Source organism: Nereida ignava (genome assembly GCF_001049735.1).
In the GTDB taxonomy this organism is placed as follows: domain Bacteria; phylum Pseudomonadota; class Alphaproteobacteria; order Rhodobacterales; family Rhodobacteraceae; genus Nereida; species Nereida ignava.
The window spans coordinates 25,289-47,046 of sequence record NZ_CVPC01000013.1 but is presented as its reverse complement, the minus strand read 5'-3'; the positions used below and the strand labels follow the sequence as shown (position 1 = coordinate 47,046).

Below are 21,758 nucleotides of genomic sequence, written 5' to 3'. Positions count from 1 at the left end.
TCGACATGCCTACAATTACTGTAATGGCGCCAGATAGTGCGCTCGCTATGGACGAAGTTATCCGCCAGTTGGGGGATGGTGCTTACATTCTGTCGACCAGTCAGAAAGACGGCATGATTCAAATTAAAGCGACTAACGAGCCGGCTACTTCGGCTCCAAAACGATTAAGCTCAGTAAAGACTGTTTTTGAAGATGAATTAGAACGTCAGTTTTCAGGCGCGCAGAAGACGGCGCTGGTTGCAGCTTTGGGTGGCGCTGATGTTGCAATTCCCGAAGGGCCCGCACCTAAAGCAGAACGACCTACTTTGGTTTCTGTTGACGGTGGCTTGATGGAGAAAGTTGATGTGCGGTCTACTGCTCATTCCATTCCCGCGCCAAAAGACGAATTGACAGGCAATAAAGGCAGCTTGGCTGAACCGGAGTCTGATGCGGTCGTTTTTAGCAGTACTCGAACTGAAGCCGAGGGCAGCAGTGCGTCCGAGCATGCGAAGGATCAACCGACGTCACCGGAAGAGGTGATTCAGCAAAGCGCACATGCGCGCGACGCTAAAGAAAGTCAGGGCGTCACAAGTAAGTTGGAAGAGATTGGCGATAGGTTGCAGCGTCTGGAGGCATCGCTGGGGCTGCCAAAATTGCCACCAGTAATTTCACCGAAAGAGCCACCTGCCTATAATGGGCAAGATTTCACTAAGGCGGGAATGTCGGATGCGATCGTGCACCGGGTCGTTTCGCAGCTTTCTGATAACGGTGTGACACCGACAACACTTGAGCTGGCCCATGCGTTAGCTTCCGAGATGGTCGGGCCAAGTGGTGGTACCGCATTAGATGCAGATCTGCTTTTCGTCGTTGGGTCGTCTGGAAGCGGTAAGACAACGCTAGCCGCAAAATTCGCCGCTTTGATGCGTGAGACCCGTGAAAACCGCACTGTTTCTCTTGTGAGTCTTGAAGATGATCAGACACCTTCAATTGATCTATTGAGCAGCCTTGGGCGGCTGATAAATGTGCCAACTACCCGTTGGATGATTGATCGAGTTGAAGCTTGGGGGACACCGCGTGATCGCGAAACCACAATCGTTGATCTTGCATGTTCACAAAATAAACTAGCACAAATCTGGCCGGACGTCGTTGCGCATTTTGCTGGAAAACGATGCCATGTAGTTTTGGCACTGGGCAGTGGTCTGTCGAGCGGTCGCATATCTGATGCGCTTGAGACGTCAGCAATACTTGAGCCGGAAGTCGTTTTGACGAAGCTTGATGAATTTGAATGCGCACTGCCTGAATTGTCTACAATCGTCGATAATGATGCTCGGATCGGGTGGTTGGCCGGTACGCGATCGCTGGTTGGAAATTTAGCTCAGGCGACCTCGCCGATTATGGAACAGTATTTGAAAGGCTGCTTGGCATCGCCAGATGCAAATGGGCCTGAAGCAAAGACGGAACGGATGCAATGACACATACTATTACGATCGCGAGCGGTAAGGGTGGCGTTGGCAAGACGTGCATCGCTGTGAACCTTTCGATGATGTATGCGCGGCTAGGTCTTCGTGTTTGCCTGTTTGATGCAGATTTTGGATTGGCAAACTCGCATATTTTGATGGGACAGAATGCAAAGCACACGCTTTCAGACGCGTTATCGTCGGCAATACCAATTGAGGATGTTGCTGAAAGGGGGCCTGAAGGTGTCCGTTTGTTGGCAGGCGGCAGCGGTCTTGTTGATATGCTCAATATTGATAACGCCAAGCGCATGCAACTGATCCGAAACGTTGATACCTTACAAGATGAGGTAGACGTTCTGATTACTGATGCCCCAGCGGGTGCAAGCGATAACGCATTATCATTCGTCGCCGCGTCACAACATGTTCTGGTTGTTGTCGTCGCGGAGCCTACGAGTTTTATGGATGCCTATGCGGTCATCAAGGCAGCCCACCAAGAGCATGGGCTTCGTCATTTCTCGATTGCGATCAATATGGCGCGTGACGCAACAGATGCGAAACGGAGCTTTGATAAATTCCGAAATATCACTGCGCGTTTTCTGGATGTTGAACTGACGCTTGCGGGCCATGTGCCATTTTCTGCGGCAATGCGGCGTTCAGTCGTTCAGAGAACTCCGTTGCTTGCGCGCAAAAACAACACACCGGACAAAGAGCTGACGGCGTTCAAGAACCTGGCACAAGCTGTTTTAAGAGCGCCAGTGAACACCTTCGAGGGCATTCGGTTTTTCTCGGAACGTACAAAGATACGGGAGAGTGTTTGATGACAATGCGCAACCATTATGCCGAGCAAAACCCGACAGCAGAAAGTCTGATAGAGGGCGAGGTGCAGACCGTTCGCCGCATTGCCTTTTATTTTCATGGACGGGTTAAGGGGGCTGTTGAAGTCGATGATCTAATCCAAATCGGATATCTTGGCCTCATCGACGCGAGCCAGAAATATGTAAAAAAGCCTGGGGTGTCTTTCTCGAGCTACGCCAAAGTGCGCATAAGGGGCGCTATCGTTGATTACTTGCGGAGCAACTCCAACTTGTGCCGCTCAACGATTGCAATGAAGCAAAAAGTTAATAAGGTCATCTCAAATCTTGAACGCAAACTTCAGCGTGATCCTTCTGACACCGAAGTTGCATCAGAGATGGAACTCTCGATTGAAGAGTTGCGAAAGTGGCAGCAGGCGTTTGAGGCGAACCTGCACCAGTCTATCGATGAAGTGCACGATGAACATTCCATCTGGTTCGTTTCTGATGATGCGAACCCAGAAGAGGCTCTTAGCAATCAAGACGTAAAGCGCGGTCTGCGAGCTGAACTGGAAAAGCTTTCCGAGCGCGAAGCGTTGGTAATGCAACTCTATTATGTCGAAGAATTAAATGTTTACGAGATTGCCGAGGTTTTGGGTGTTACTACTGGCCGAGTGTCGCAGATCAAAAAATCTGCAATTGGCAATCTGCGCGCTGGTATGAATGTTTTCATGGGCGAGAACGCCACTGACGCGGCCTAATATTTTACAAGTTATTACATCGAAAATGTGGTTGTCTGACAGCGCGTAATGGCCAATTCCGCTCGATCTCTGGCAACCACTTCGTTTGTTTCCAGATCAATGCTGAATGACCAATCATCAGATACAGCAATAACATTGTCGCCCGTTATACCAGTAATTGTCAGTGCTGTTGTCTCGCGGGGCAGAACCAATTGAACTGTATTGCCAACCCGTACTTTGTTGACGACCAATTCAAATGGACCCGTTAAGCGTGAGTTGCAGGCGAAAGTACGGTGCTCAAACCGCGTCATTAGATCTTTGCCATAAGTGGCCACTAAAAAGATGACACACAGCAGGAGCGATATGCCCGCGATTGGTTTCAACATGCTTCCATCTCCATCTTAGCCTTTCGACGCTTCTTTCTCGGGTTTATCAGCGCTCTTTTCGGGCTTCTTCTTTTTTGTTCTTTTTTGCTGCCTTTTTGGGCGTGTCTTCTGTTTCGCTGGTCTCGGCGCTAGCTGGTGCATCCTGCGACACAATTTCAGCCTTTTTAGCGTCTACCAATTTTTTGGCGTCTTCTGCGTTCACTTCAATCACGAAATCCTTAAAGAAACGCATACCGTTCACGACCGTCTCTTCAAGAATTTTCACCTTTTCCCAGTTAAGACTTTCGGCCTTAGCACTCACCTCGGGGGTTGGGGCCTCCTCGGGCTTCACCTTTTTCAGCAAAGCCAGTTTGTTGGGTTTTGGTTCCAATGCATCAAGGCACTCCTCAACAGTTGGGAGTTGTTCAAGAGCGAGATGTTGCAGGCGTTGACGTATCAGCCACGTCTGTGCTGCAAGTGATCCAAGTCTGCTTGTTTCGTTCTTCTCTGTACTTAACTGGCTGCGCAGGCTCCCCAAAGCCTCATCAAGTTTGTACGGCTTTACGGACTTTAAAATCTTCAGCCTCAAGCGCTTCATTGCACTCGATAATTCTGGGACGCTGGGGGGAGTTGCATCTGCTAATTTTGATGAATTTTGCATTTTTTTCGTCCTGTCGTTTGGTTTGGCATCCAACTTGCAAATAACGCTCCAACTTGGGGACTTTTCCTCAATTTTTTCAGCGAGCGAGATACAGATGGACGGTATCAGACAACATTTTGGGATCCATGACGAGGCTTTGGCGCTGCGCTCCAAGCGAAACGACATATTGGCCTCCAACATTGCAAACTCTGCGACCCCGCATTTCAAGGCTCGGGACATTGACTTTGAAGCGACACTTGCAAAGGCAATGCCATCGGGCCCACTTGCAACCACCAATGAACGTCATGTGGCGCAACCTGTAAACATGCGCGCCGATCGGCTTCAGTACCGTGATCCAGTGAATCCATCGTTGGACGGCAACACCGTCGAGCTTGCTGTTGAGCAAATGCAATTCTCTGAGAACGTTGTGCGCTATCAGACTTCGCTGACTTTTATGAACAGAAAAGTCTCGGGCCTATTGTCAGCGATTAAGGGTGAATAATGACTGATATTACAAATATTTTTGACGTGGCCAGCCGCGCCATGAGCGCACAAATGACGCGCCTCAATACTGTCGCCAGTAATGTGGCAAACGCGCGCAGCATCGCGGGAAGTGCAGATGAGGCTTACAAAACGATCAAGCCAATTTTTGAGACGGAGTATGCAAAGCAAGCTTCTGAAAACGGTATTGCAACCGTCAACGTCCGTGAAATTATAACCTCAGACCGCGAGCCAATCAAAGTCTACATGCCTGAGCATACGAAGGCAGATGAGGAAGGTTTTGTTTGGCAGGCTTCGGTCGATGTCGAAGAAGAAATGGTCGAGATGCTCGAGGCGTCTCGTCAGTACCAAAACAATCTCGAAGTTGTATCGACTTTGCGCTCACTCATGATGCGCACAGTCAATATGGGGCGATAGCAAAGGAAAATAGGATGTCAAATATAGAGTCTTCAGGCGTCGCTGCGCAGCAAGCGATTTTTGATAAGCTTGGCATCAGCACCCAAAAGAGTGCTGAGGAACGCGCAAGTGGCGATAAGCTGGGGCAAGATGATTTTCTGCAACTGATGACAGCGCAGTTGCAAAACCAAGACCCGTTCGCCCCAATGGAAAACGGCGATTTTATCGCGCAAATGGCACAGTTTTCGACAGTTTCTGGGATCGAAGAGATAAACCAAAACCTTCAATCTTTGTCGGGGGAAATGAAGAAGACCCGTATCGCAACGGCTGCGACCCTTTTGGGACAATCCGTCTTGGTGCCTGGTTCAATGGCGCGGCCGGATGACAACGGTGAAATACATGGTGTCTTTGAGCTGCCACAAGCTGCGAGTGCTTCAAGAGTCACGTTTACTGATGCCAGCTCTGGCGAGTTGCTTCACAGCGAAGATTTGGGCCCACAAGGAACGGGTTTGGTCGGCTTTAGCTGGACAGATATTCCCACAGAACTGCGCGATGGTAATCGTAAAATCAAAGTCGACGTATCCGCTAATACCGGTAAGGGCATGGAGACAATGGGGCCATCAATTTATGCGCGGGTCTTGTCCGCTTCATCATTTGGCGATCCGTCAGACGCTGCGACGCTTGATGTTGAGGATTATGGCACGATTGATGCAAGTACGATCAGCCGGATCCGATAACTTACCTGCAAAATATGGCTCGTTTGAGCGCAACGAACACGAGGGACGAGAGGGTATTACATGTCATTCTATACCGCATTAACCGGACTTAACGGTGCACAGGCTGATATTTCGGCTACATCCAACAACATCGCCAACGTTGGTACTACGGGTTTTAAACGAAGCCGTGCGGAGTTTGGCGATATCTTTGCGACCTCTCCATTGCAAAACGCTTCATCCTCGATCGGTTCTGGTACGATCTTGAAGGGTATCAAGCAGCAATTCACCCAAGGTAATATCGCGTCGTCGTTGAATGCGTTGGACTTGGCGATTTCAGGGCAGGGCTTTTTTGCGCTTAAGCCGTCTTTGACATCTACCCAAACAGTTTACACGCGCAACGGCTCGTTCAACGTTGATAACGACCGCTATGTTGTTGATAGTGCGGGGCAGTATTTGATGACTTACCCAGTCAACTTGGATGGCTCGGTAACAGCTAAAGACCTAGACAGTGCAGTGCCACTACAGCTGCCAGTCACATCTGGTGAGCCTAAGGCGACAGGCAAAATTGACCTCGGTGTGAACGTTCCTGCTGACGCGCCGGTTGTGACAGAACTAGAGCAATTCGCCGATGGCTATCGCTTTGATCCGAACGATGCTAACAGCTACACAAACTCAACCTCGATCACGATCTTCGATGACCTTGGTAATCCGACTATCGCCACGATCTATTTCATCAAGACCCAGAACGCCTCGGCAGAAGACCCCACCAATAAATATGACACCCGACTGGTGATCAACGATACGATCATTGACCCTGACCTGGTGAATGCGGTGGATGATACTGGCAAGCAGATCTTTATCGACCGCTTTGGTAATCAAACGACTAGCGTGCCGGACGATAACTATTTTCTCGAGGGGAAGGGTGCTCCACTCTACAAGTTGGATGACCTTAATCAACAAGTAGAGTCGCAGCCTGCTACTTTGCAAGGTGAGCAGTCAGCTTTTGACTTTGGTGAAGAAGGCGACAAGCTGGTTGAGATTGTGACCGATCCTTTGCTCTTCAAAGCGACGCGCGAGGCTGGCAACGCCGATAGTGATCTTTTTTGGGGTAAAGACTTTCTTACTGTGAATGTCGATGACAGTGATGCGCCCGTCTCTATTGATTTGCGCCCGGGCAAATACAACGCGGAGCAGCTCGCCTCTGAGGTCGAGCGGGCCATCAACGAAGCTTATGGCGACGACAAGAAAATCCAGATTTTTCAGAATATTGATGACCGTCTTACGATTGATTTGTTTAAGCTCGCTCCCGATGGGTCCTTGCAAGGCTTGGGTGAAAACAAGATTGAGATTGATCTTCTTCAACCAACTTCGGTCTCAGGGCTGATGGGCCTCGATGTTGAAGGTGCGTCTCCTGACTTTACCCGCGAAGAGTTTCTGGCACACACTCAAACCCGCATGGTCGATGAGATGAACGACTATATCTATGACAGCGACGGAACGCTGGGTAGTGGTGCGGCGACATTAGGTGTCGAAGGACGCTTGTTCGTTCGCAGCATTGGATCTGCGATGGCTGAACCGCACACCAAACCGGAAGTTGTAACGATCCAACACACACAAGATACGGACACCGGAACAGAGACTGATGACCGATATCTTGCGTATTCTTACTACGGCAAGCGCCCGAGCTTGTCTGTGTATGATCAAAATGCGCAGCTAAAATCGGTTGATGCAGATGGGAATGTAGTCACCGGCAGTGGGAAATCTGTTGTCTACGATAACACGCAAAATACACTGACGGTGTACGTACCGTCCGATTTTGGAACGCCGACGTCGTCGTCGATCCGGCTTGTTGGAGCTTCGACCGATGATGACTTCCAAAACCACCTGAACGGTCGAGAGTTGCGTATTTTTGAAAATGTAGCCGTTTCAGACGGTGACGACCAAATAACGAATGATGACTATAGAATGCTGCGTATCGATACGTCAGGGTTGAACTTGCCAGAGTCGGGTTTTGAGTTGGCGGGCAATGACATTTCAATTTTGTACGAACCCTCCCAAGAGCTTGAGGCGTTCTTTGAAGGTGAAACGTCGACAATCAATGGCGCCTTTGAGACATTTAATTCTAAGCGTATTGTTGTGCGTGAAACCGGTGCAGCAGCCCAGCGAACCTCTGATGAAGCTTCGTTGGACGAGGCGATCGCCTTTGGTGACACGATGATTGATAACACTGGGGCGTCATTGACCAAACTCGGTTTGCCACGCTCTGCGGCGGTTGACGTAACCCCTAGTATAGTTGCTGCAACAGCTAGTACTGCAGAAGTACAAACTTTTGCGCTTGGACTTGGTCAATTTAATGACGCGTTCAATCGCATCAGCGTAGGTGGCAAGACAATCACGGCAGACTTCCGCGGTTCTGATCTTGCCGATATGAATGCAGTCGTTGCTGAATTGAACGGTCTGTCCGCAACCGCCATCGCGGGTGTGACTTTCTCTACGACGGGCGACAACTTGGTGGCAACTGCGACAAGTAATAATGCGCCACTTGGTGACGTAAAAGTACAGTCGGTCACAAACGGTGCGTCAAGCAAAGTGCGTTGGGTTGATGAGAATAATCCCCCCATCAAAGTGTCATATGATGAGACTAATCAGCGCCTTCAATTCACTGTGGACCGGACGGTGCTGGGGACTGGCACGGGCAGTAACTTTAATGCCTTTACGGTTTACGGTGCTGCGGATGCAGACAGTACCAACGGTCTGGGCATTCCATCGGGTGGCAATGCTGAACAGGTTTTGATCCGCGGTGGTGAGGTTCTGTCTGCCGAGGCATTCATTGCAGACGGCGAAGAGATTCAACTGAATGACAAGCGCTATGGTGTGTCTGTTAGTTACAACGGCGATACAAAATCATTTACGGTTGCCAGCGGAACTACGGGTGAGAGTATCGACGCGAATGGCGCTCTGGGTGTGGATGAAAATCAAAAATCTTCCAATATCCAAATTGGGCGTTTGATCATTCCGGCCAGTGGTGATGGTGGTGCAGATCAAAGTGAAACCATTGATCTCGATAGCCGGATTATTGGCGGTGGTGAGAATGCGTTGTTCGGATTTGGTGCCTCGAAACAGGACTTCACTTTCCAAGAAGGACGCGGCCTTGCTGCGGACCCTGCGGTTGCTGTTGGCCGTGCCGCTCAAGGTGACCTAACAGAAGTGTTCCGTTTGACATCAAACAACGGGGAAAACCGTTTTAATGTTTCTGTAAACGGTATTGCTGGCATCATCGATGTTCCGCCAGGCAACTACGTTGGAACAACCTTGGCTACAGCTCTCGAGGAGCGCATTAACCAAATTTCAGATCCGATTACGGGTAAGACCGTTGGTGGTGTGACAGTACGGTACTCAACGGCTGACAACGCATTTGAGTTTCAAACAGGCACCACAGGTGATGGCTCCACCATTAAAGTAAAAGGCGCTGCCCGCCTTGGGTTGGATGATGTCCCACTTGGTGTTGGATCTGTGCCCAAGATATTCAATTTGGTGCAGGCGACCAATGCGGACGGTATTGCGCTTTATGTCGATCCAAACGGTGAAGTGGTGACAACGCCGCCTGAAGATATGGTGGATGGGTACTTCCCACTCTACATCGACGAAGGCGAGTTAACCTTTGATAAAACAGGTAAGCTCGTCAGCCCTAAAAATAACGTGCGCTACGAGCAACAAGCCGAAGGGTTCTCGATCTCGCTAGACATTGATTATTCGGCATCAACGCAATTTGCCCAGCCGTTCTCAGTCCTATCTGTAGAACAAGATGGTTTTACCTCAGGGCGTCTGGACGGTTTGGAAATTGATAGTTCCGGCACCATTCGCGCCAACTATACCAACGGGCAAAACAACCCACTGGGTAAGATTGTGGTTGCCAACTTTAATAACCAAAACGGTCTCAAGCAGATTGGTAATGCTACATATGTCGAAACGGCAGTTTCTGGTACGCCACAAGTTGGTGAAGCTGGTGCGGAGGGCTTTGGTAATATTCTGTCTGGTTCTTTGGAGAGATCAAACGTCGATATTACCGAAGAGTTGGTCAACCTGATCACCGCACAGCGGAACTATCAGGCGTCTGCCAAAGCGATTGAGACAACCACCAGCCTGACCCAAACAATTATCAATATTCGCATGTAATGGCGTTCCTGAGGGAGACTTCATATGGATAGAATGATCCACACAGCGCTCAACACACTGAAGAATTTGCAGAATATTCGGCAGGCAACGGCACAAAATCTTGCCAGTGTTGATATTCCGGGCTTCAGAAAAGACCTCCCTAAGGAGGGGAGGTCAGTATTCATTAATGCAATGGACAGTGCAACAGCGCGAATTTATAATTTGGAAACTGGGACAACCAGCTTTTCGGAGAAACAGGGCGTTCTCAGGCAGCTTGGCGCCCAAACGGATGTTGCAATAATGTCGGAGGGGTATTTCTTTGTGGAGCCCAAGAACGGTGAGGTCGCTCTGTCTCGCCGAGGCGATTTCTCGGTTAACGGAGAGGGCCAGCTCATTAACGGTGCTCAGGAACTGATGCTGGATGATGGGCTTCAGCCAATTGAGATGCCGCCCTTCAGCGAATTTAGAATTAGTGAAATTGGTGAGATTTCTGTCACGCCAATGGATGGGCCTTCTGGGATCTTTCAAGACGTCGCAGTGCTTGGAACAACATCGGCACAAGGCGAAGAACTGACAAAAGGCGAAGACGGTCAGATCCGACGTTTGGATGGGACAGTCCCGGGCGTGGATCAGCAGGTAAAGCTGGTTCAGGGTGCGCTTGAAGCATCCAACGTGGATGCGGTGTCGGAGTTGGTTCAGTCAATCGAGGCGCAGCGGCAGTTCGAAATGGGTGTGAAATTCATCAAGATGGCCGAAGATATTGACCGTGGTGGTGCAGAATTAATGCGGCTTCCACAAGGCTAGCACTGGATTGGCACAGCTCTTGCAACAGAAGGTATGAACCTCTGATGTAGGAGTAGTAAAATGTCTTCAAGCGCAATGCACGTGGCCAAAACCGGCCTCAATGCTCAGCAACATAAAATGCAGGTTATTGCGAATAACCTAGCAAACGTGAACACCACCGGTTTCAAACGGGACCGTGCCAACTTTGAAAGCTTGCTGTATCAAACTATCCGTTCAGGGGGCGCACAAACCGCTGATGGAAACATGCTTACGTCCGCCTCTACTGTAGGTACTGGCGTGAACATGGTGAATACGCAAAAGCTTTATTCGCAAGGCAGCCTAATCAGCACAGACAATTCGCTTGATGTAGCTGTGGACGGCTCAGGCTTTTTTCAGGTGATGATGCCAGATGGCCGAATGGGCTATACGCGCAACGGCACTTTTTCGCGTGATGGTGAGGGAACGCTGACCACATCCAGTGGGTATGTTGTTCAGCCGCAAATTCAAATTCCGGATAATGTTAGTGAAATCAATATTTCATCTGACGGTATTGTTTCGGTCAAAGTAGCGGGAGAAACGCAGCCGCAAGAAGTCGGACAGCTGACACTCGCCAACTTTGCAAATCCGCGTGGACTTCAGCCAGTAGGCGAGACTTTTGTTGTGGAAACGCCGGCGAGCGGCGCCCCGATTGAAGGCGCGCCACTCAATGGTGGGTTCGGTAAGTTGGTGCAGGGGTACCTTGAGGGATCAAACGTCAATGTCGTTCAACAGCTGGTCGACATGATCGAGACACAGCGCGCCTATGAGGTCAGTTCGAAGTCAATCTCATCCGTCGATGAGATGATGCGTTACCTGTCGAATAACTTGTAAAGGGTAGACGGATGATCCTTACACATATGTTTCGTACTATTGGTGCGTGCACTTTTTGCGCCGCGCTTGCAGGCTGCAATACGACCATGATGGAAGAGCAAAATAGCCTCGAGTATCGCCCAATCATGCCTATGGCTGAGCCGGCTGTTCGAACAGGCTTTGCCACTGGTGCGATCTACAATTCGGCGCAGTCGGGCCTTTTCGCGACCGACCGTCGTGCCAGCCGAGTTGGTGACATTCTGACGGTGTCGTTCACAGAACGATTTCAGGCGACCAAATCGCAAAACGCAGCTAACGGAAAATCGACCGACTTTGAAGTGAACCTGCCCGGTGCGTTGGGGTTGAATAGGCTTGAAGGTGCGCTAAGCAGCGGTACCAACCAGACTTTTACAGGCTCCGGATCTGCGGCGCAGTCAAACAGTTTAAGTGGTCAGATGTCTGTTACGGTTGCGCGGGTTCATGACAGTGGCAATCTGGAAATACTCGGTCAAAAGAAGCTGACCCTGAATAATGGCGATGAGTACATCCGTGTTCGCGGCATAGTACGGCCTGAAGATATTTCGTCCCAGAATGTTGTGTTGTCTGACCGGATCGCAAACGCCGAAATCAAGTATATTGGCGCGGGGGATGTCGCTGATACTTCTAAGGTTGGTTGGTTGCAGCGCACCTTAACAACGATTGCACCCTTTTGATGCGGAGATCGTATAATGGCTTTTCATAACTTGATCGGACGTGCGCTCTGCGCCTTTGCCCTTGTGTTGGCTTTGTCGAGCGCAGCACTGGCTGAGCGTATCAAAGATGTCGCAAGCGTTGCGGGTGTACGGTCAAACCAGTTGGTTGGCTACGGCATTGTCGTCGGCTTGGCTGGGACAGGGGATGGTAACTCGGGCCTAACGTTACAATCGATGCAAGCAATGGTGTCGCGTTTTGGACTGGTTACAGATGTTTCGGGGCTTAATGCCAGCAACGCCGCGGCGGTGATGGTTACAGCCGACTTGCCGCCTTTCCTAAAGCCCGGCCAGACACTTGATATTACGGCCTCTACTATGGGCGGAGCAAGTTCGTTGCGGGGTGGGACGCTCTTGATGACACCGCTGCTTGGTGCTGATGGGGAAACGTATGCGGTGGCACAGGGCAACCTCGTTGTCGGGGGGCTGGGTGTTCAAGGTGCTGATCAATCTTCTTTGGTCGTCAACGTGCCAACTGTCGGCCGTGTACCCCGCGGCGCGACTGTCGAGCGGATGGTGCCAAGTTCATTTTTGGAAACACCAAACCTTATTTTGAACTTGCATAAGGGCGATTTTACGACAGCAACCAACACTGCTGAGGCAATTAATGGCATCTTTGGCCCTGACGTGGCCGTGCCGCTTGATGCGAACTCAATTCGTGTTCGCGCGCCGCAAGATCCAAGTCAGCGGGTGTCGTTTGTGTCACTGCTCGAAAACGTTGAAGTCACCCAAGCAGAGCCACCTGCACGCGTCATTATCAACTCACGTACGGGCACGGTTGTAATTGGCGGAAATGTACGCGTGACGCCTGCTGCTGTGACCCACGGCTCAATGACGGTTAGGGTGAATGAAGACTTCAACGTCGATCAAGGCCAAACCGTTGTGACAAACGGTGACCAAACAATTGTGGCGGATAATGAGCCAGTTGTAACGCCTGACACAGATATCGAAGTTGAGGAAGAAACTGCACGCGCTTTCATTTTCGACACCGGAGTTTCTCTGTCTTCACTTGTCGACGCTATCAATTCGGTTGGGGCCTCTGCATCGGATCTGGTTGCAATCCTCGAAGCCTTGCGAGAAGCGGGTGCGCTTCGTGCAGAACTCGTTGTGATTTAAGGAGGCTGTGATGACAGATAGCATGACGTCTTTGCAGCGCACAGTAATGATAGCGGAGCGTACAAGCGGTGCCAGTGGTGCGGCTTGGAACCGCAAAACAGTCGATACAAGTGCGAGCCAACATCAACAGTTGCAAGATGTCGCAAAAGAGTTTGAGGCCGCATTTCTCGCTGAGTTTCTGAAGCAAGGCCGCGCAGGCGAATTGGCCGAGGGCATGTTCTCTTCTGAAGCCGGAAAGACGTTCCAAGGTATGCTGGACGTAGAAGTAGCACGCAGCAGTTCTCGCGGGCTTAACCTTGGTATTGCTGATGCTATGGTCCAACAGCTGTCAGCGACGCTTCCTTCGCAGGGTAAATAGCGATGGCGGGCTTGTTCGATATTGGCAGCAGCGGGATCCAAGCGTACCGCAAAGCCTTAAGTGTGACGGGGCAGAATATCGCCAACCTGAACACCGAGGGTTACCGCCGCCGCGAAGCATCGATGGAGGAGATATCGGCTACGCAAGGCGATATCCTTAGCGTTTCTGATCAGGCAGGGCTTGGCGTCCGCGTCGCTGACATCAGTCGAGCATTTGACAGTTTTATTGCATCGCGTGCACGCGATACCGCGTCAGATTTTTCCCGTGCTGACGCCTACAAAGGTGCACTCGACACTCTGGAAACTGTTTTGCTTCCCGAAGACTACGACCTGAGTTCTTCGATTAATGATTTTTTTGATGGGATTAGCGCGCTTGCTCAGGCGCCAGGCGACCTGTCGGGCCGAGTTGTTGCTCTTGAACAGGGGCGGTCTCTGGCGTCGGCATTTCAGTCTTTGGCACAGTCTCTTGGTCGCTTTCAAAATGCGGTCGTGGATGAAGTGCAAAACAATGTGGTAGCGCTCAACACAGAACTTGAGGGTTTGGCGGATGTCCAAGCTCAACTAATCTCGTCGGGAGGCAGTGGAAAGGCGTCTAACGCGTTGATGGATCAGCGGGACAAGTCTGTTTCTGCGATCGCTGATTTCGCAGGTGTATCCGTTGACTACAATGTACGTGGCGATGCGCGAGTTACACTCGGGGCGACGGGTACTGGCCCCGTTTTGGTGGAAAGTAAAAGTGCAAACAAGCTTTCAGTCGCGCTCAATGAGGGGCAGCTTTCCGTGTATGTTGGTACCGGTGCAGGAGAAACCCAAACCCAGCAACTTGGCTCTGGTGAATTAGCAGGCCTCATTTCAGCTTATGAGACAATTAGTCAAACAACACGTGAGCTTGATGCATTAGCGCGCAAAGTCGCGTCTGATCTTAATTCAGTGCACACCCAAGGGATCACATTGGATGGTGAGCCGGGCGGTAATCTGTTTGAGTTAGATAGCTATGCGTTGACAGCTGGCGCGAACAATCTCGGTAACTTTACATCGTTTGTATCGCCGGTCGGTGAATTGCCGGATGCCGATTTTAATTTGGATTTGAGCTTTCAAAAACAATCTGGTCTATGGCTTGGCACATTGCCTGACGGCACTGTGGTCGCCTCTGGTGAAACAGGGTTCATTTATGAGGGTGTTGAGGTAAGCGTCAGTGGGCAGCCTGCTGATGGCGATGAATTAAGGCTTTCTGTGTCACAGGGCAAAGCTGAAAATATGGCTTTTCAGCTTACGCGAGCAGCAGATTTTGCTGCTGCGGGCAGGTTGATTGCAAGCGCGGACGTGAAAAACGCAAGTTCTGCCGAGTTATCTGCGTTAAGCGCGCTGCCCTATCAAAGTAGTGGCTTACCCGAGTTGACTGCTACGCTGACAAATGATGCCGGCGTCGCGGCAGCTTCACGCCTGCGGTCGGACGGTTTTGCTGGAATTATTCCCGCCTCGATGGAAAGTATCGATCTATTTTCGCTTGGGACACAGGATAATGTTACTTTCAATTTGACGGACGACCAGCAAGCAGAACTGCAATCGCTTACGGTTACTGTTGGTGGAGAAACATATAGTTTTGATACCAGCAGTTATGTTACTCGTTTGAACACCGCATCGGATATCGATTTTTCCGACATGGCAGAGATGCTTAATAGCGGTGTGATTTCTGCGGCGGACGGCACACGTTTTTCAGAGCTAGGACTTTTTGCAGCGGGTGAAAGTGGTACTTTTTCAATCGCTGCTAACGGTTTGGCCGGGTCATTTACAGACGCCCGATTGCAGGCCAGCTCGGCAATCGTCGGAAGTGTGTCGGCGGCCAATAACACAGGCTCTCAGATACAAGTGTTTACACGCGAAGGACGTCACGTTGCGGGCAGTCCGCTGAGCGACACCGACGCAATACAGTACCTCACTCAAGCCAACGGTTTTTCTGCTTCAGCCGAGTACCGTGCCGATTATCTTAACGGAACGGCTGACGGTGGTTTTCAAGGCATGGGTGTCAGTCAGTTGAGCCCGCAGGGGGCGCAAACGGTTCGCTTCTTTGGCGACGGATTTGCCCCGACCGTGACAGCTTCGGATAGTTTTCCAGTTACTGTCCCAACCCCGGCACAGACGATCTCACTGTCGGTTGGTGGGGATGCGGCTATGCCCATCGAAATCCCCCAGGGTGTGATGGCAAATTATATAGCTGGCGAGATAAACCAGTTGCGCGGAGACCTTGGTGTTACAGCAACTGCCGCGACACGCGTTGAGCTAGGCGATATACCAGACGGCATCGTCAGTTTTGAATTGACGGGTGACAACACCGAGCCGGTCACGATTTCTGCTGGTGTGCGTGAAGGCTCGCTTTCTGATCTGGCAGAAGCGATTAATGCACAGAGCGTCGAGACGGGCGTGCACGCTGATATTTCAGCTTCATTACAGCGACTCGTTCTAATTCATGATGCGGGTGCTGATATTGTTCTAGGTGCGGTGAGTGCGTCGGGTGATCCCTTGAAAGCTGCTCCTGTTGGTGTAGCCGGGCATCCGCTTACGGATCTCCCGATTAGCCTTGGTGGCAGCGGTGATGCATATGCGCGGTTTGGTGGCGAGATCACGTTATCAGCAGATACAGCCTTCACCGTAACGGCAAACGACAGCTCGAAAGACAGCCTTGCAAATGCGTTTATGCAAGGTTTGATCGCGCGTGAAATTAGTGGTGCTGGCAGTCAACAGCGGCTTAGTTTTCAAGCTACAGAAGGCATTGATGGCAACGAAGCCCGTCCAAACGGTAGTCTGGCCAGTGCTGCGGCAGCTCAATTTTCAATTAGCCTTGAGACTGACGGATCTTCGAGCCGTTTAGAAGCATCGGTGGCCACATCTGATCTTGCGGATTTGTCGAGCACTTCCATCGCAGGCGCGTTGGCTACAAATTTACGGGCTGCGTCCCCTGTGCCTGTTCTGCAGGGCCGAGCTTTTGCCTCCGTAAATGATCTGCCAACAGATGGGGATAGTATTGCCCTCAGGCTGGGCTCGCAAAACTATACGCTGACGATGATGAATGGCGAGATCGGCGTTAGCGGCTCAGAGGCTGGTCGTCTTAGTGCTGGTTTTGATGAAGATCGGCGTCTTGTGGTAAGTGCGGCTGCAGGTATTGAAACCGGCCAAATGTTGAGTGTTGCGAGTTCTGCAAGTGATGCGTCACGTGCATCCTGGGGCCTTGGCGCGTCTGATGTTACGCAAACGCTGACCGGCCGTGCGTTTGATACTGCCGCGTTGAGTGAAACGCCTGTTACGCTAAACTTTGATCTTGCTGGCCAACAATATGCCGTTTCGCTGACCAAAGCAGATGATGTTGTTACCATCGACGGGCTAGATACGTTGCCTGCGGGGCTGAGTGTTGAGATGCTCGATACCGCCGATGGTGGATATCAGTTGCAGATATCGCAGGGCGGCAATGTAAGTGATGCGGGTCTGCGCATAATTGCGGGTGATGGTGCTCGCACACTTGGCTTTGCCGTGTCGCCTGATCAAGTTGCAGTCACATCAAATGGGATAGAGATTACATCGCAGGACGGGTCTGCTGTTGATGTGCAAGCGAATGCCTCAAGTCTTATTAAAGAACGTGTTTCTTTGACGAACCTACCGCCTGAGGAACTCATTGTTATTCTGACAGGTGACGGTGCGAGGCGGCTTTCGGGGCAGTTTTCTGAAGGCCCATTGCCTGACAGTGAACAGGTTCAGCGCCCAATCGAAGTGATCGTGAGCGACGCACAAAGCGGCCGAATTGAAATTATTGACGCCTCTAGTGGTCACTCGATCGCTAGCCGGTATCTGGATCAAAGTGGTCGGCTTGAAGTTGCGGGTCTAGAGCTGTTGCTTGCGGGTGAAGTAGCTACCGGTGATCGGTTCACGCTGTCTGCAAATGCACAGGCTGAGGGAGACGGGCGTAACGTCAACAAGCTGCTGGCTTTGCAATCGCTCGATCGTCAGAGCGGCAAGGGCGGCTTTACCGCGAGCTTCAGCGCATTGATCACGGACATGGGGGCCAAAGTGAAGGCCGGCACGATTGCCGCGCAGTCAGCTGAGGCGGTACGTGACGCCGCCGCAGAGATGGAGGCGGAGTTCTCCGGTGTGAACCTAGACACAGAGGCTGCACGTCTTCTCGAACAACAACAAGCATATCAAGCTTTGGCGCGCGTACTGAGTACTGCGAAAGAATTGCTTGATACGCTTATGAATTCGATTTGATGAAAGGGGCTTAGGGATGACCATTAGCACCAAAATGTTCAACGAGCAGACCATCGCTAATCTTGGACGCCTGTCCGAAAAATTAGGTGGGCTGCAAGACCAAGTTGCCTCTGGCAAAAAAGACATCAAACCTTCTGTTGATCCCGTGGCTACGTCAAAGCTGTCTGCTGCCAATGAATTAGAGGCAAGTTTGGGTCGATTTCGCGGTAACATGAACCGCATCGAGACCCGCCTTTCAGAAACTGACGTCGCACTGGAACAAGTGCAAAACGTAATGATCCGGCTCAAAGAGCTTTCGATCATGGCCAATTCTGACACGTTCAACGATCAAGACAGGTTATCGGTTCAAAAAGAAGTGTTGCAGCACAAAGAGTTCTTGTTTGGTCTGGCCAATTCTAAAGACGCACAGGGGCAAGCGCTGTTCGGCGGCTTTCGCACCAATTCCCACCCCTTCGAGATGAATTTGGCTGGCGATGTCAGCTATGCAGGCGACGAGGGAATTCACAGCTTGCCTGTGTCGGAAAGTCAATCAGTTGCCACCAGTGTGGACGGTGCATCGACCTTCATGCGCATCCAGACTGAGCAAGGTCCAAAGTCAGTCTTTGAGATTGTGTCTGAGTTTGCAACCTCGCTTGAGGTCATGGCTGACCGTGAAACAAGTTTTAATGTCAGCTCACCGGATGGTGTTCATCTGTCATTTGATATTGGTCGTGAACCAACGCCGCAGAGCCTATTAATTGAGGGGCCTCTCGGTAAGGCCGAAGTGCGCACAGAGTTGGTTTCCGGTGTTATGCGTCCGCTCGTTGAAGACATTAACGCAGTTTCGGCGCAAACTGGGGTTCAGGCGCGATACGGAGAAGACGGTAATTCGGTGATCCTTTCTAATGATGACGGAGAGCCGTTTACCATTTCGCGTTTTCAAACTGATGATGTGGCTGGTGCACAAAGGCATCCGAGTAGTCAGATTTCTGTACAGCAGGTGTTTCAAGGGCGGCTATTGCCCGAGGTGACAACGCTCGTTGACGCGGACAATGATTTATCCGTTTCTATTGGTGGTCTAGAGAGCGCACTTGAGCACATGGCTATGTCACGGGCCCAGGTCGGTGCATTTGCTACGACTGCCGAAATGCAGTCCGATATGTTAGCCAAACAAGAAACAATGATCGCTGAGACAATTTCGGGGATCGAAGACGCGGATTTGACAGCAATCGTAACTGAGCTGCAAAGCCTGATCGTTAATCGGGATGCATTGCGCCAAGTGTTTGCCAAAGTGGGGCAGCAGAGCCTGTTTGACTTGATCCGATGATGGGCGGGCTGAGGTATATCATTTCTGTTGTGATGGTCAGTACGGGGTTACTGGCTGCGACAGGCTATGCGCACGCCAATACGATCTCCTCAGTGCCCAATTGTGAGGGGATGGCCGCTGAAGTCGGTCGACGCGCAGGTCTACCAGACGGATATCTACCAGCTATTTCCCGTATTGAGTCAGGCCGTCAAATCGACAATACGCGTAAAGCGTGGCCTTGGACATTGAACCATTCTGGCAAGGGCCTTTACTTCGAGACGCGAGCAGAGGCGCTTGCTTATCTCAAGAAGGCTACCCAGAAAGGCCGCACAAATATTGATGTCGGATGTATGCAGATCAATCATTATTGGCATGGGCACCAATTCTCATCTCTAGAGCAAATGATGGAGCCTGCGCGCAATATCGAATATGCAGCATCTTATCTCAAGGAACTCTACGGTCGCCACGGGTCATGGGTTGAGGCCGTTAAGCACTACCATTCCCCGGACGATGCGCGTGGGGCGCGCTACTTTAAGGGATTTCAGGCTGCACATCGGCGTGTCAAAGACACCCCTCCCGTTGCTGTCACCCAGACAGTTTACGGTGACTTCTTTACTTTGGCGGACCAAACGCGTGCTCAGGCCCCCTTGGGAGATGGGCAGGGCCCTCTGGTGGCAGGGGTAGCGAACGGACAGGCTCTTGGGGCTGATCAAGTATATGAACGGCTGTTGGCGGCTCTCGGTCCGGAATTAACGACAGATAATTTTTCGGTTTGGCAGTCCCAAGTACCTCTTGCGCAGCGCCAGCACACGCGTGGCGTTGTCCGACAAAAATGGATGGCAGTTGAAAGCTTTCGGGCGGAGCTTTCATCGCAAAATTGAATGTTATTTCTCTACCAGCCTCACATCCTCTTGGACCTTTAGATAAGCAGCAAAAAGGTCGGCCTCTGTTACAACACCGATCATCGTCTGGGCTTCGCTATCAACGACGGGAATACTTTCACCGACAAATGTCGCGGCTTTCTCCATGGCTTCATTTAATGAATTATCTGTGCCCAATATTAAGGGGCTGCGCTCCAACGCTGACATAACAGAAGCGCTTGGAAGTTTTGAGAGTAGCAGGTTGATGTTAGTTTTTCCTAAAAACGTGCCCGTTTCGCTTACGCAATAGGCTTCAGTTTGCGCGCTGGCACGCATTGAAGTTATCACAGAGCCAACATCCGAATGTTCGTCCACTTGAAGAAAATCAGTATTGCTGCACGTAGTTATGTTGGTTTGCGACAGCCCAAGTTGGCTACGTCCAAAGCGCAGATCGATGCCGCGGTCCATGAGTTGTCGGTCAAAGAACGAGTGGCCAAACACGTTGGTAGAGACAACCTGACTGACGACGACAGCGAGCAAGGTAATGAGGGTGAATTCATAAGATAATGTGAGTTCAAGGACAATAAACACAGTCGCGAGCGGGGCGCCAACAACACACGCTGCGACCGACGCCATACCCGCAAGGGTCAAGGCAGACGTTAGACTGCCGGGCATGGTTGGTTCGAAAAGCCGCGACAAGGCGGCGCCAGAAGCCGCACCTACTAAAAGAGCGGGCGAGAACACTCCACCAAAAAACCCAAAGCCTAGGCAAGCTCCCGTCAGTATAATCTTTGCAACCAAAAGTCCGATTACAAATTGTAGGCTTTGTGGTTCGCTTAAGAGTGCGGCGAGGGCGTTTGTGCCCAAACCTAAGGAGGACGGCACGAGCGCTCCAATGCAGATTACAGCCAACACGGCGATAAAGATGGACTGATGTGGCGGTAGTTTTAGTCTTTGATTTAGTTGAGCAAACCCGCGCAAGCTTTTCATGAAGATGACCGCGATAAATCCGAAAATTACAGACGATATGATAACTGGTAGCAGCGCGGTCAGAAGTTCAGGCGCCTCGCCGCGCAGTACGAGTGGATCAGGCAGCACAAATACATAGTTCACCATCGCAGCAGCGACGATTGCGCTTGTCGCTATGGGCGCCATGGCTTTTGGGGAAAAGTGGCGAACGACCGCTTCATGGGCGAAAATGATACCTGCGATTGGTGCGTCAAAACCTGCTGAAACAGCCGCCGCAACACCTGCGCCAATCACAACATTTCCTCTGACTGGCACTGATAAAGCTCGTTTCAAAAGGGAACCAACCGTGGCACCAAAGTGCACCAGCGGCCCATATTGCCCAACGGACGCGCCACCACAAGCAGAAGCAAATGCGGCTAGCGTAGAGGCGACACCGGTTTTGATGTCGATGGGCTCAATATCTTGGTGGGCAACGTAGATCGTATCTGCGGGCCCGTGCCAGCGGCCTACTTTAAATACCTTGCGAATGGATACGATTACTGCACCTGCTATAATAATCATTATTGCAACGGCGGGGTCGAATGAGAAAGGCCCAATGTCTAGATGAAGCAGTTGAGATGTTTCACGTAGGTTGGTGAAAAATTGGACACCTTGAACAAATGTGGCTGCCGCAATTGACACCAAGATACCGATTATTGCGCCAAATATCGTGCTGGCATAAACGGAAATTATTGTGCTTTCGCGCACCGCAGTAAGGTAGGCCATAAGGTTCTCAGTGATACTATGATTGGCG

Annotated in this window: 18 protein-coding genes; 15 read left to right on the top strand and 3 right to left on the bottom strand. The window is 51.0% G+C overall.

Annotated elements, in window-relative coordinates; all coding sequences use genetic code 11:
* Positions 1-5: 5 nt before the first annotated feature.
* The 3 genes from NIG5292_RS10870 to NIG5292_RS10860 are packed head-to-tail and all read left to right on the top strand — an operon-like array spanning position 6 to position 2,988.
* Positions 6-1,451 (top strand): hypothetical protein, encoded by a 1,446-nt coding sequence (locus tag NIG5292_RS10870; protein WP_143081973.1) that lies wholly within the window; start codon positions 6-8, stop codon positions 1,449-1,451.
* Entirely contained in the window at positions 1,448-2,254 is an 807-nt protein-coding gene (locus NIG5292_RS10865) for a MinD/ParA family protein (RefSeq protein WP_048599568.1), read from the top strand. Before NIG5292_RS10870 ends, NIG5292_RS10865 begins: the two co-directional genes overlap by 4 nt.
* Positions 2,254-2,988 carry a sigma-70 family RNA polymerase sigma factor gene (locus NIG5292_RS10860; protein ID WP_048599567.1) on the top strand — a complete coding sequence of 245 codons (735 nt, stop codon included), beginning with the start codon at positions 2,254-2,256 and terminating at the stop codon, positions 2,986-2,988. Before NIG5292_RS10865 ends, NIG5292_RS10860 begins: the two co-directional genes overlap by 1 nt.
* 14 nt (positions 2,989-3,002) lie before the next feature.
* Here NIG5292_RS10860 and NIG5292_RS10855 read toward each other — a convergent pair whose 3' ends face one another.
* Both NIG5292_RS10855 and NIG5292_RS10850 read right to left on the bottom strand, forming a co-directional pair.
* A complete protein-coding gene (locus tag NIG5292_RS10855; RefSeq protein ID WP_048599566.1) occupies positions 3,003-3,353 on the bottom strand; it encodes a hypothetical protein in 351 nt (116 codons plus the stop codon).
* A 46-nt stretch (positions 3,354-3,399) separates the two neighbouring features.
* The gene (locus NIG5292_RS10850; RefSeq protein ID WP_143081972.1) at positions 3,400-3,993 is read right to left on the bottom strand and encodes a hypothetical protein; all 594 of its coding nucleotides are present in this window, start codon (positions 3,991-3,993) and stop codon (positions 3,400-3,402) included.
* Between the two features lie 94 nt (positions 3,994-4,087).
* On the opposite strand from NIG5292_RS10850, the gene flgB reads away from it, so the two are divergent.
* The 12 genes from flgB to NIG5292_RS14495 are packed head-to-tail and all read left to right on the top strand — an operon-like array spanning position 4,088 to position 20,017.
* Positions 4,088-4,474: a flagellar basal body rod protein FlgB gene (gene flgB / locus NIG5292_RS10845; RefSeq protein ID WP_048599564.1), complete on the top strand. Its 387-nt coding sequence runs from the start codon at positions 4,088-4,090 to the stop codon at positions 4,472-4,474.
* Complete coding sequence (flgC, locus tag NIG5292_RS10840; protein ID WP_048599563.1) at positions 4,474-4,890, top strand: flagellar basal body rod protein FlgC; 417 nt, start codon at positions 4,474-4,476, stop codon at positions 4,888-4,890. The genes flgB and flgC overlap by 1 nt, the downstream gene beginning before the upstream one ends.
* A gap of 14 nt (positions 4,891-4,904) precedes the next feature.
* On the top strand, positions 4,905-5,606 hold the full coding sequence (locus NIG5292_RS10835) for a flagellar hook assembly protein FlgD (RefSeq protein WP_048599562.1): 702 nt from the start codon (positions 4,905-4,907) through the stop codon (positions 5,604-5,606).
* A gap of 60 nt (positions 5,607-5,666) precedes the next feature.
* On the top strand, positions 5,667-9,761 hold the full coding sequence (locus NIG5292_RS10830; RefSeq protein ID WP_048599561.1) for a flagellar hook-basal body complex protein: 4,095 nt from the start codon (positions 5,667-5,669) through the stop codon (positions 9,759-9,761).
* A gap of 24 nt (positions 9,762-9,785) precedes the next feature.
* A complete protein-coding gene (locus tag NIG5292_RS10825) occupies positions 9,786-10,544 on the top strand; it encodes a flagellar basal body rod C-terminal domain-containing protein (RefSeq protein ID WP_074842106.1) in 759 nt (252 codons plus the stop codon).
* 60 nt (positions 10,545-10,604) lie between these two features.
* Entirely contained in the window at positions 10,605-11,393 is a 789-nt protein-coding gene (flgG, locus tag NIG5292_RS10820; RefSeq protein ID WP_048599559.1) for a flagellar basal-body rod protein FlgG, read from the top strand.
* A gap of 11 nt (positions 11,394-11,404) precedes the next feature.
* Positions 11,405-12,085: a flagellar basal body L-ring protein FlgH gene (locus NIG5292_RS10815; protein WP_233488217.1), complete on the top strand. Its 681-nt coding sequence runs from the start codon at positions 11,405-11,407 to the stop codon at positions 12,083-12,085.
* Positions 12,086-12,118: 33 nt separating this feature from the next.
* Positions 12,119-13,237, top strand: coding sequence for a flagellar basal body P-ring protein FlgI (locus tag NIG5292_RS10810; RefSeq protein ID WP_048599659.1), 1,119 nt, complete (start codon positions 12,119-12,121; stop codon positions 13,235-13,237).
* 10 nt (positions 13,238-13,247) lie between these two features.
* Positions 13,248-13,595 carry a rod-binding protein gene (locus NIG5292_RS10805; RefSeq protein WP_048599558.1) on the top strand — a complete coding sequence of 116 codons (348 nt, stop codon included), beginning with the start codon at positions 13,248-13,250 and terminating at the stop codon, positions 13,593-13,595.
* 2 nt (positions 13,596-13,597) lie between these two features.
* Positions 13,598-17,851, top strand: a complete 4,254-nt coding sequence (gene flgK / locus NIG5292_RS10800) for a flagellar hook-associated protein FlgK (protein ID WP_048599557.1) — start codon at positions 13,598-13,600, stop codon at positions 17,849-17,851.
* A gap of 16 nt (positions 17,852-17,867) precedes the next feature.
* Positions 17,868-19,157 (top strand): flagellar hook-associated protein FlgL, encoded by a 1,290-nt coding sequence (gene flgL, locus NIG5292_RS10795; RefSeq protein ID WP_048599556.1) that lies wholly within the window; start codon positions 17,868-17,870, stop codon positions 19,155-19,157.
* Positions 19,154-20,017: a transglycosylase SLT domain-containing protein gene (locus tag NIG5292_RS14495; RefSeq protein ID WP_053084895.1), complete on the top strand. Its 864-nt coding sequence runs from the start codon at positions 19,154-19,156 to the stop codon at positions 20,015-20,017. Before flgL ends, NIG5292_RS14495 begins: the two co-directional genes overlap by 4 nt.
* 3 nt (positions 20,018-20,020) lie before the next feature.
* On the opposite strand, the gene NIG5292_RS10785 is transcribed toward NIG5292_RS14495, so the two are convergent.
* A complete protein-coding gene (locus tag NIG5292_RS10785) occupies positions 20,021-21,730 on the bottom strand; it encodes a chloride channel protein (protein ID WP_048599555.1) in 1,710 nt (569 codons plus the stop codon).
* Positions 21,731-21,758: the final 28 nt, after the last annotated feature.

Coding starts and splice junctions, on each gene's coding strand:
- NIG5292_RS10870 (WP_143081973.1), top strand. CDS start 6: ATGCCTACAATTACTGTAATGGCGCCAGATAGTGCGCTCGCTATGGAC.
- NIG5292_RS10865 (WP_048599568.1), top strand. CDS start 1,448: ATGACACATACTATTACGATCGCGAGCGGTAAGGGTGGCGTTGGCAAG.
- NIG5292_RS10860 (WP_048599567.1), top strand. CDS start 2,254: ATGACAATGCGCAACCATTATGCCGAGCAAAACCCGACAGCAGAAAGT.
- NIG5292_RS10855 (WP_048599566.1), bottom strand. CDS start 3,353: ATGTTGAAACCAATCGCGGGCATATCGCTCCTGCTGTGTGTCATCTTT.
- NIG5292_RS10850 (WP_143081972.1), bottom strand. CDS start 3,993: ATGCAAAATTCATCAAAATTAGCAGATGCAACTCCCCCCAGCGTCCCA.
- flgB (WP_048599564.1), top strand. CDS start 4,088: ATGGACGGTATCAGACAACATTTTGGGATCCATGACGAGGCTTTGGCG.
- flgC (WP_048599563.1), top strand. CDS start 4,474: ATGACTGATATTACAAATATTTTTGACGTGGCCAGCCGCGCCATGAGC.
- NIG5292_RS10835 (WP_048599562.1), top strand. CDS start 4,905: ATGTCAAATATAGAGTCTTCAGGCGTCGCTGCGCAGCAAGCGATTTTT.
- NIG5292_RS10830 (WP_048599561.1), top strand. CDS start 5,667: ATGTCATTCTATACCGCATTAACCGGACTTAACGGTGCACAGGCTGAT.
- NIG5292_RS10825 (WP_074842106.1), top strand. CDS start 9,786: ATGGATAGAATGATCCACACAGCGCTCAACACACTGAAGAATTTGCAG.
- flgG (WP_048599559.1), top strand. CDS start 10,605: ATGTCTTCAAGCGCAATGCACGTGGCCAAAACCGGCCTCAATGCTCAG.
- NIG5292_RS10815 (WP_233488217.1), top strand. CDS start 11,405: ATGATCCTTACACATATGTTTCGTACTATTGGTGCGTGCACTTTTTGC.
- NIG5292_RS10805 (WP_048599558.1), top strand. CDS start 13,248: ATGACAGATAGCATGACGTCTTTGCAGCGCACAGTAATGATAGCGGAG.
- flgK (WP_048599557.1), top strand. CDS start 13,598: ATGGCGGGCTTGTTCGATATTGGCAGCAGCGGGATCCAAGCGTACCGC.
- flgL (WP_048599556.1), top strand. CDS start 17,868: ATGACCATTAGCACCAAAATGTTCAACGAGCAGACCATCGCTAATCTT.
- NIG5292_RS14495 (WP_053084895.1), top strand. CDS start 19,154: ATGATGGGCGGGCTGAGGTATATCATTTCTGTTGTGATGGTCAGTACG.
- NIG5292_RS10785 (WP_048599555.1), bottom strand. CDS start 21,730: ATGGCCTACCTTACTGCGGTGCGCGAAAGCACAATAATTTCCGTTTAT.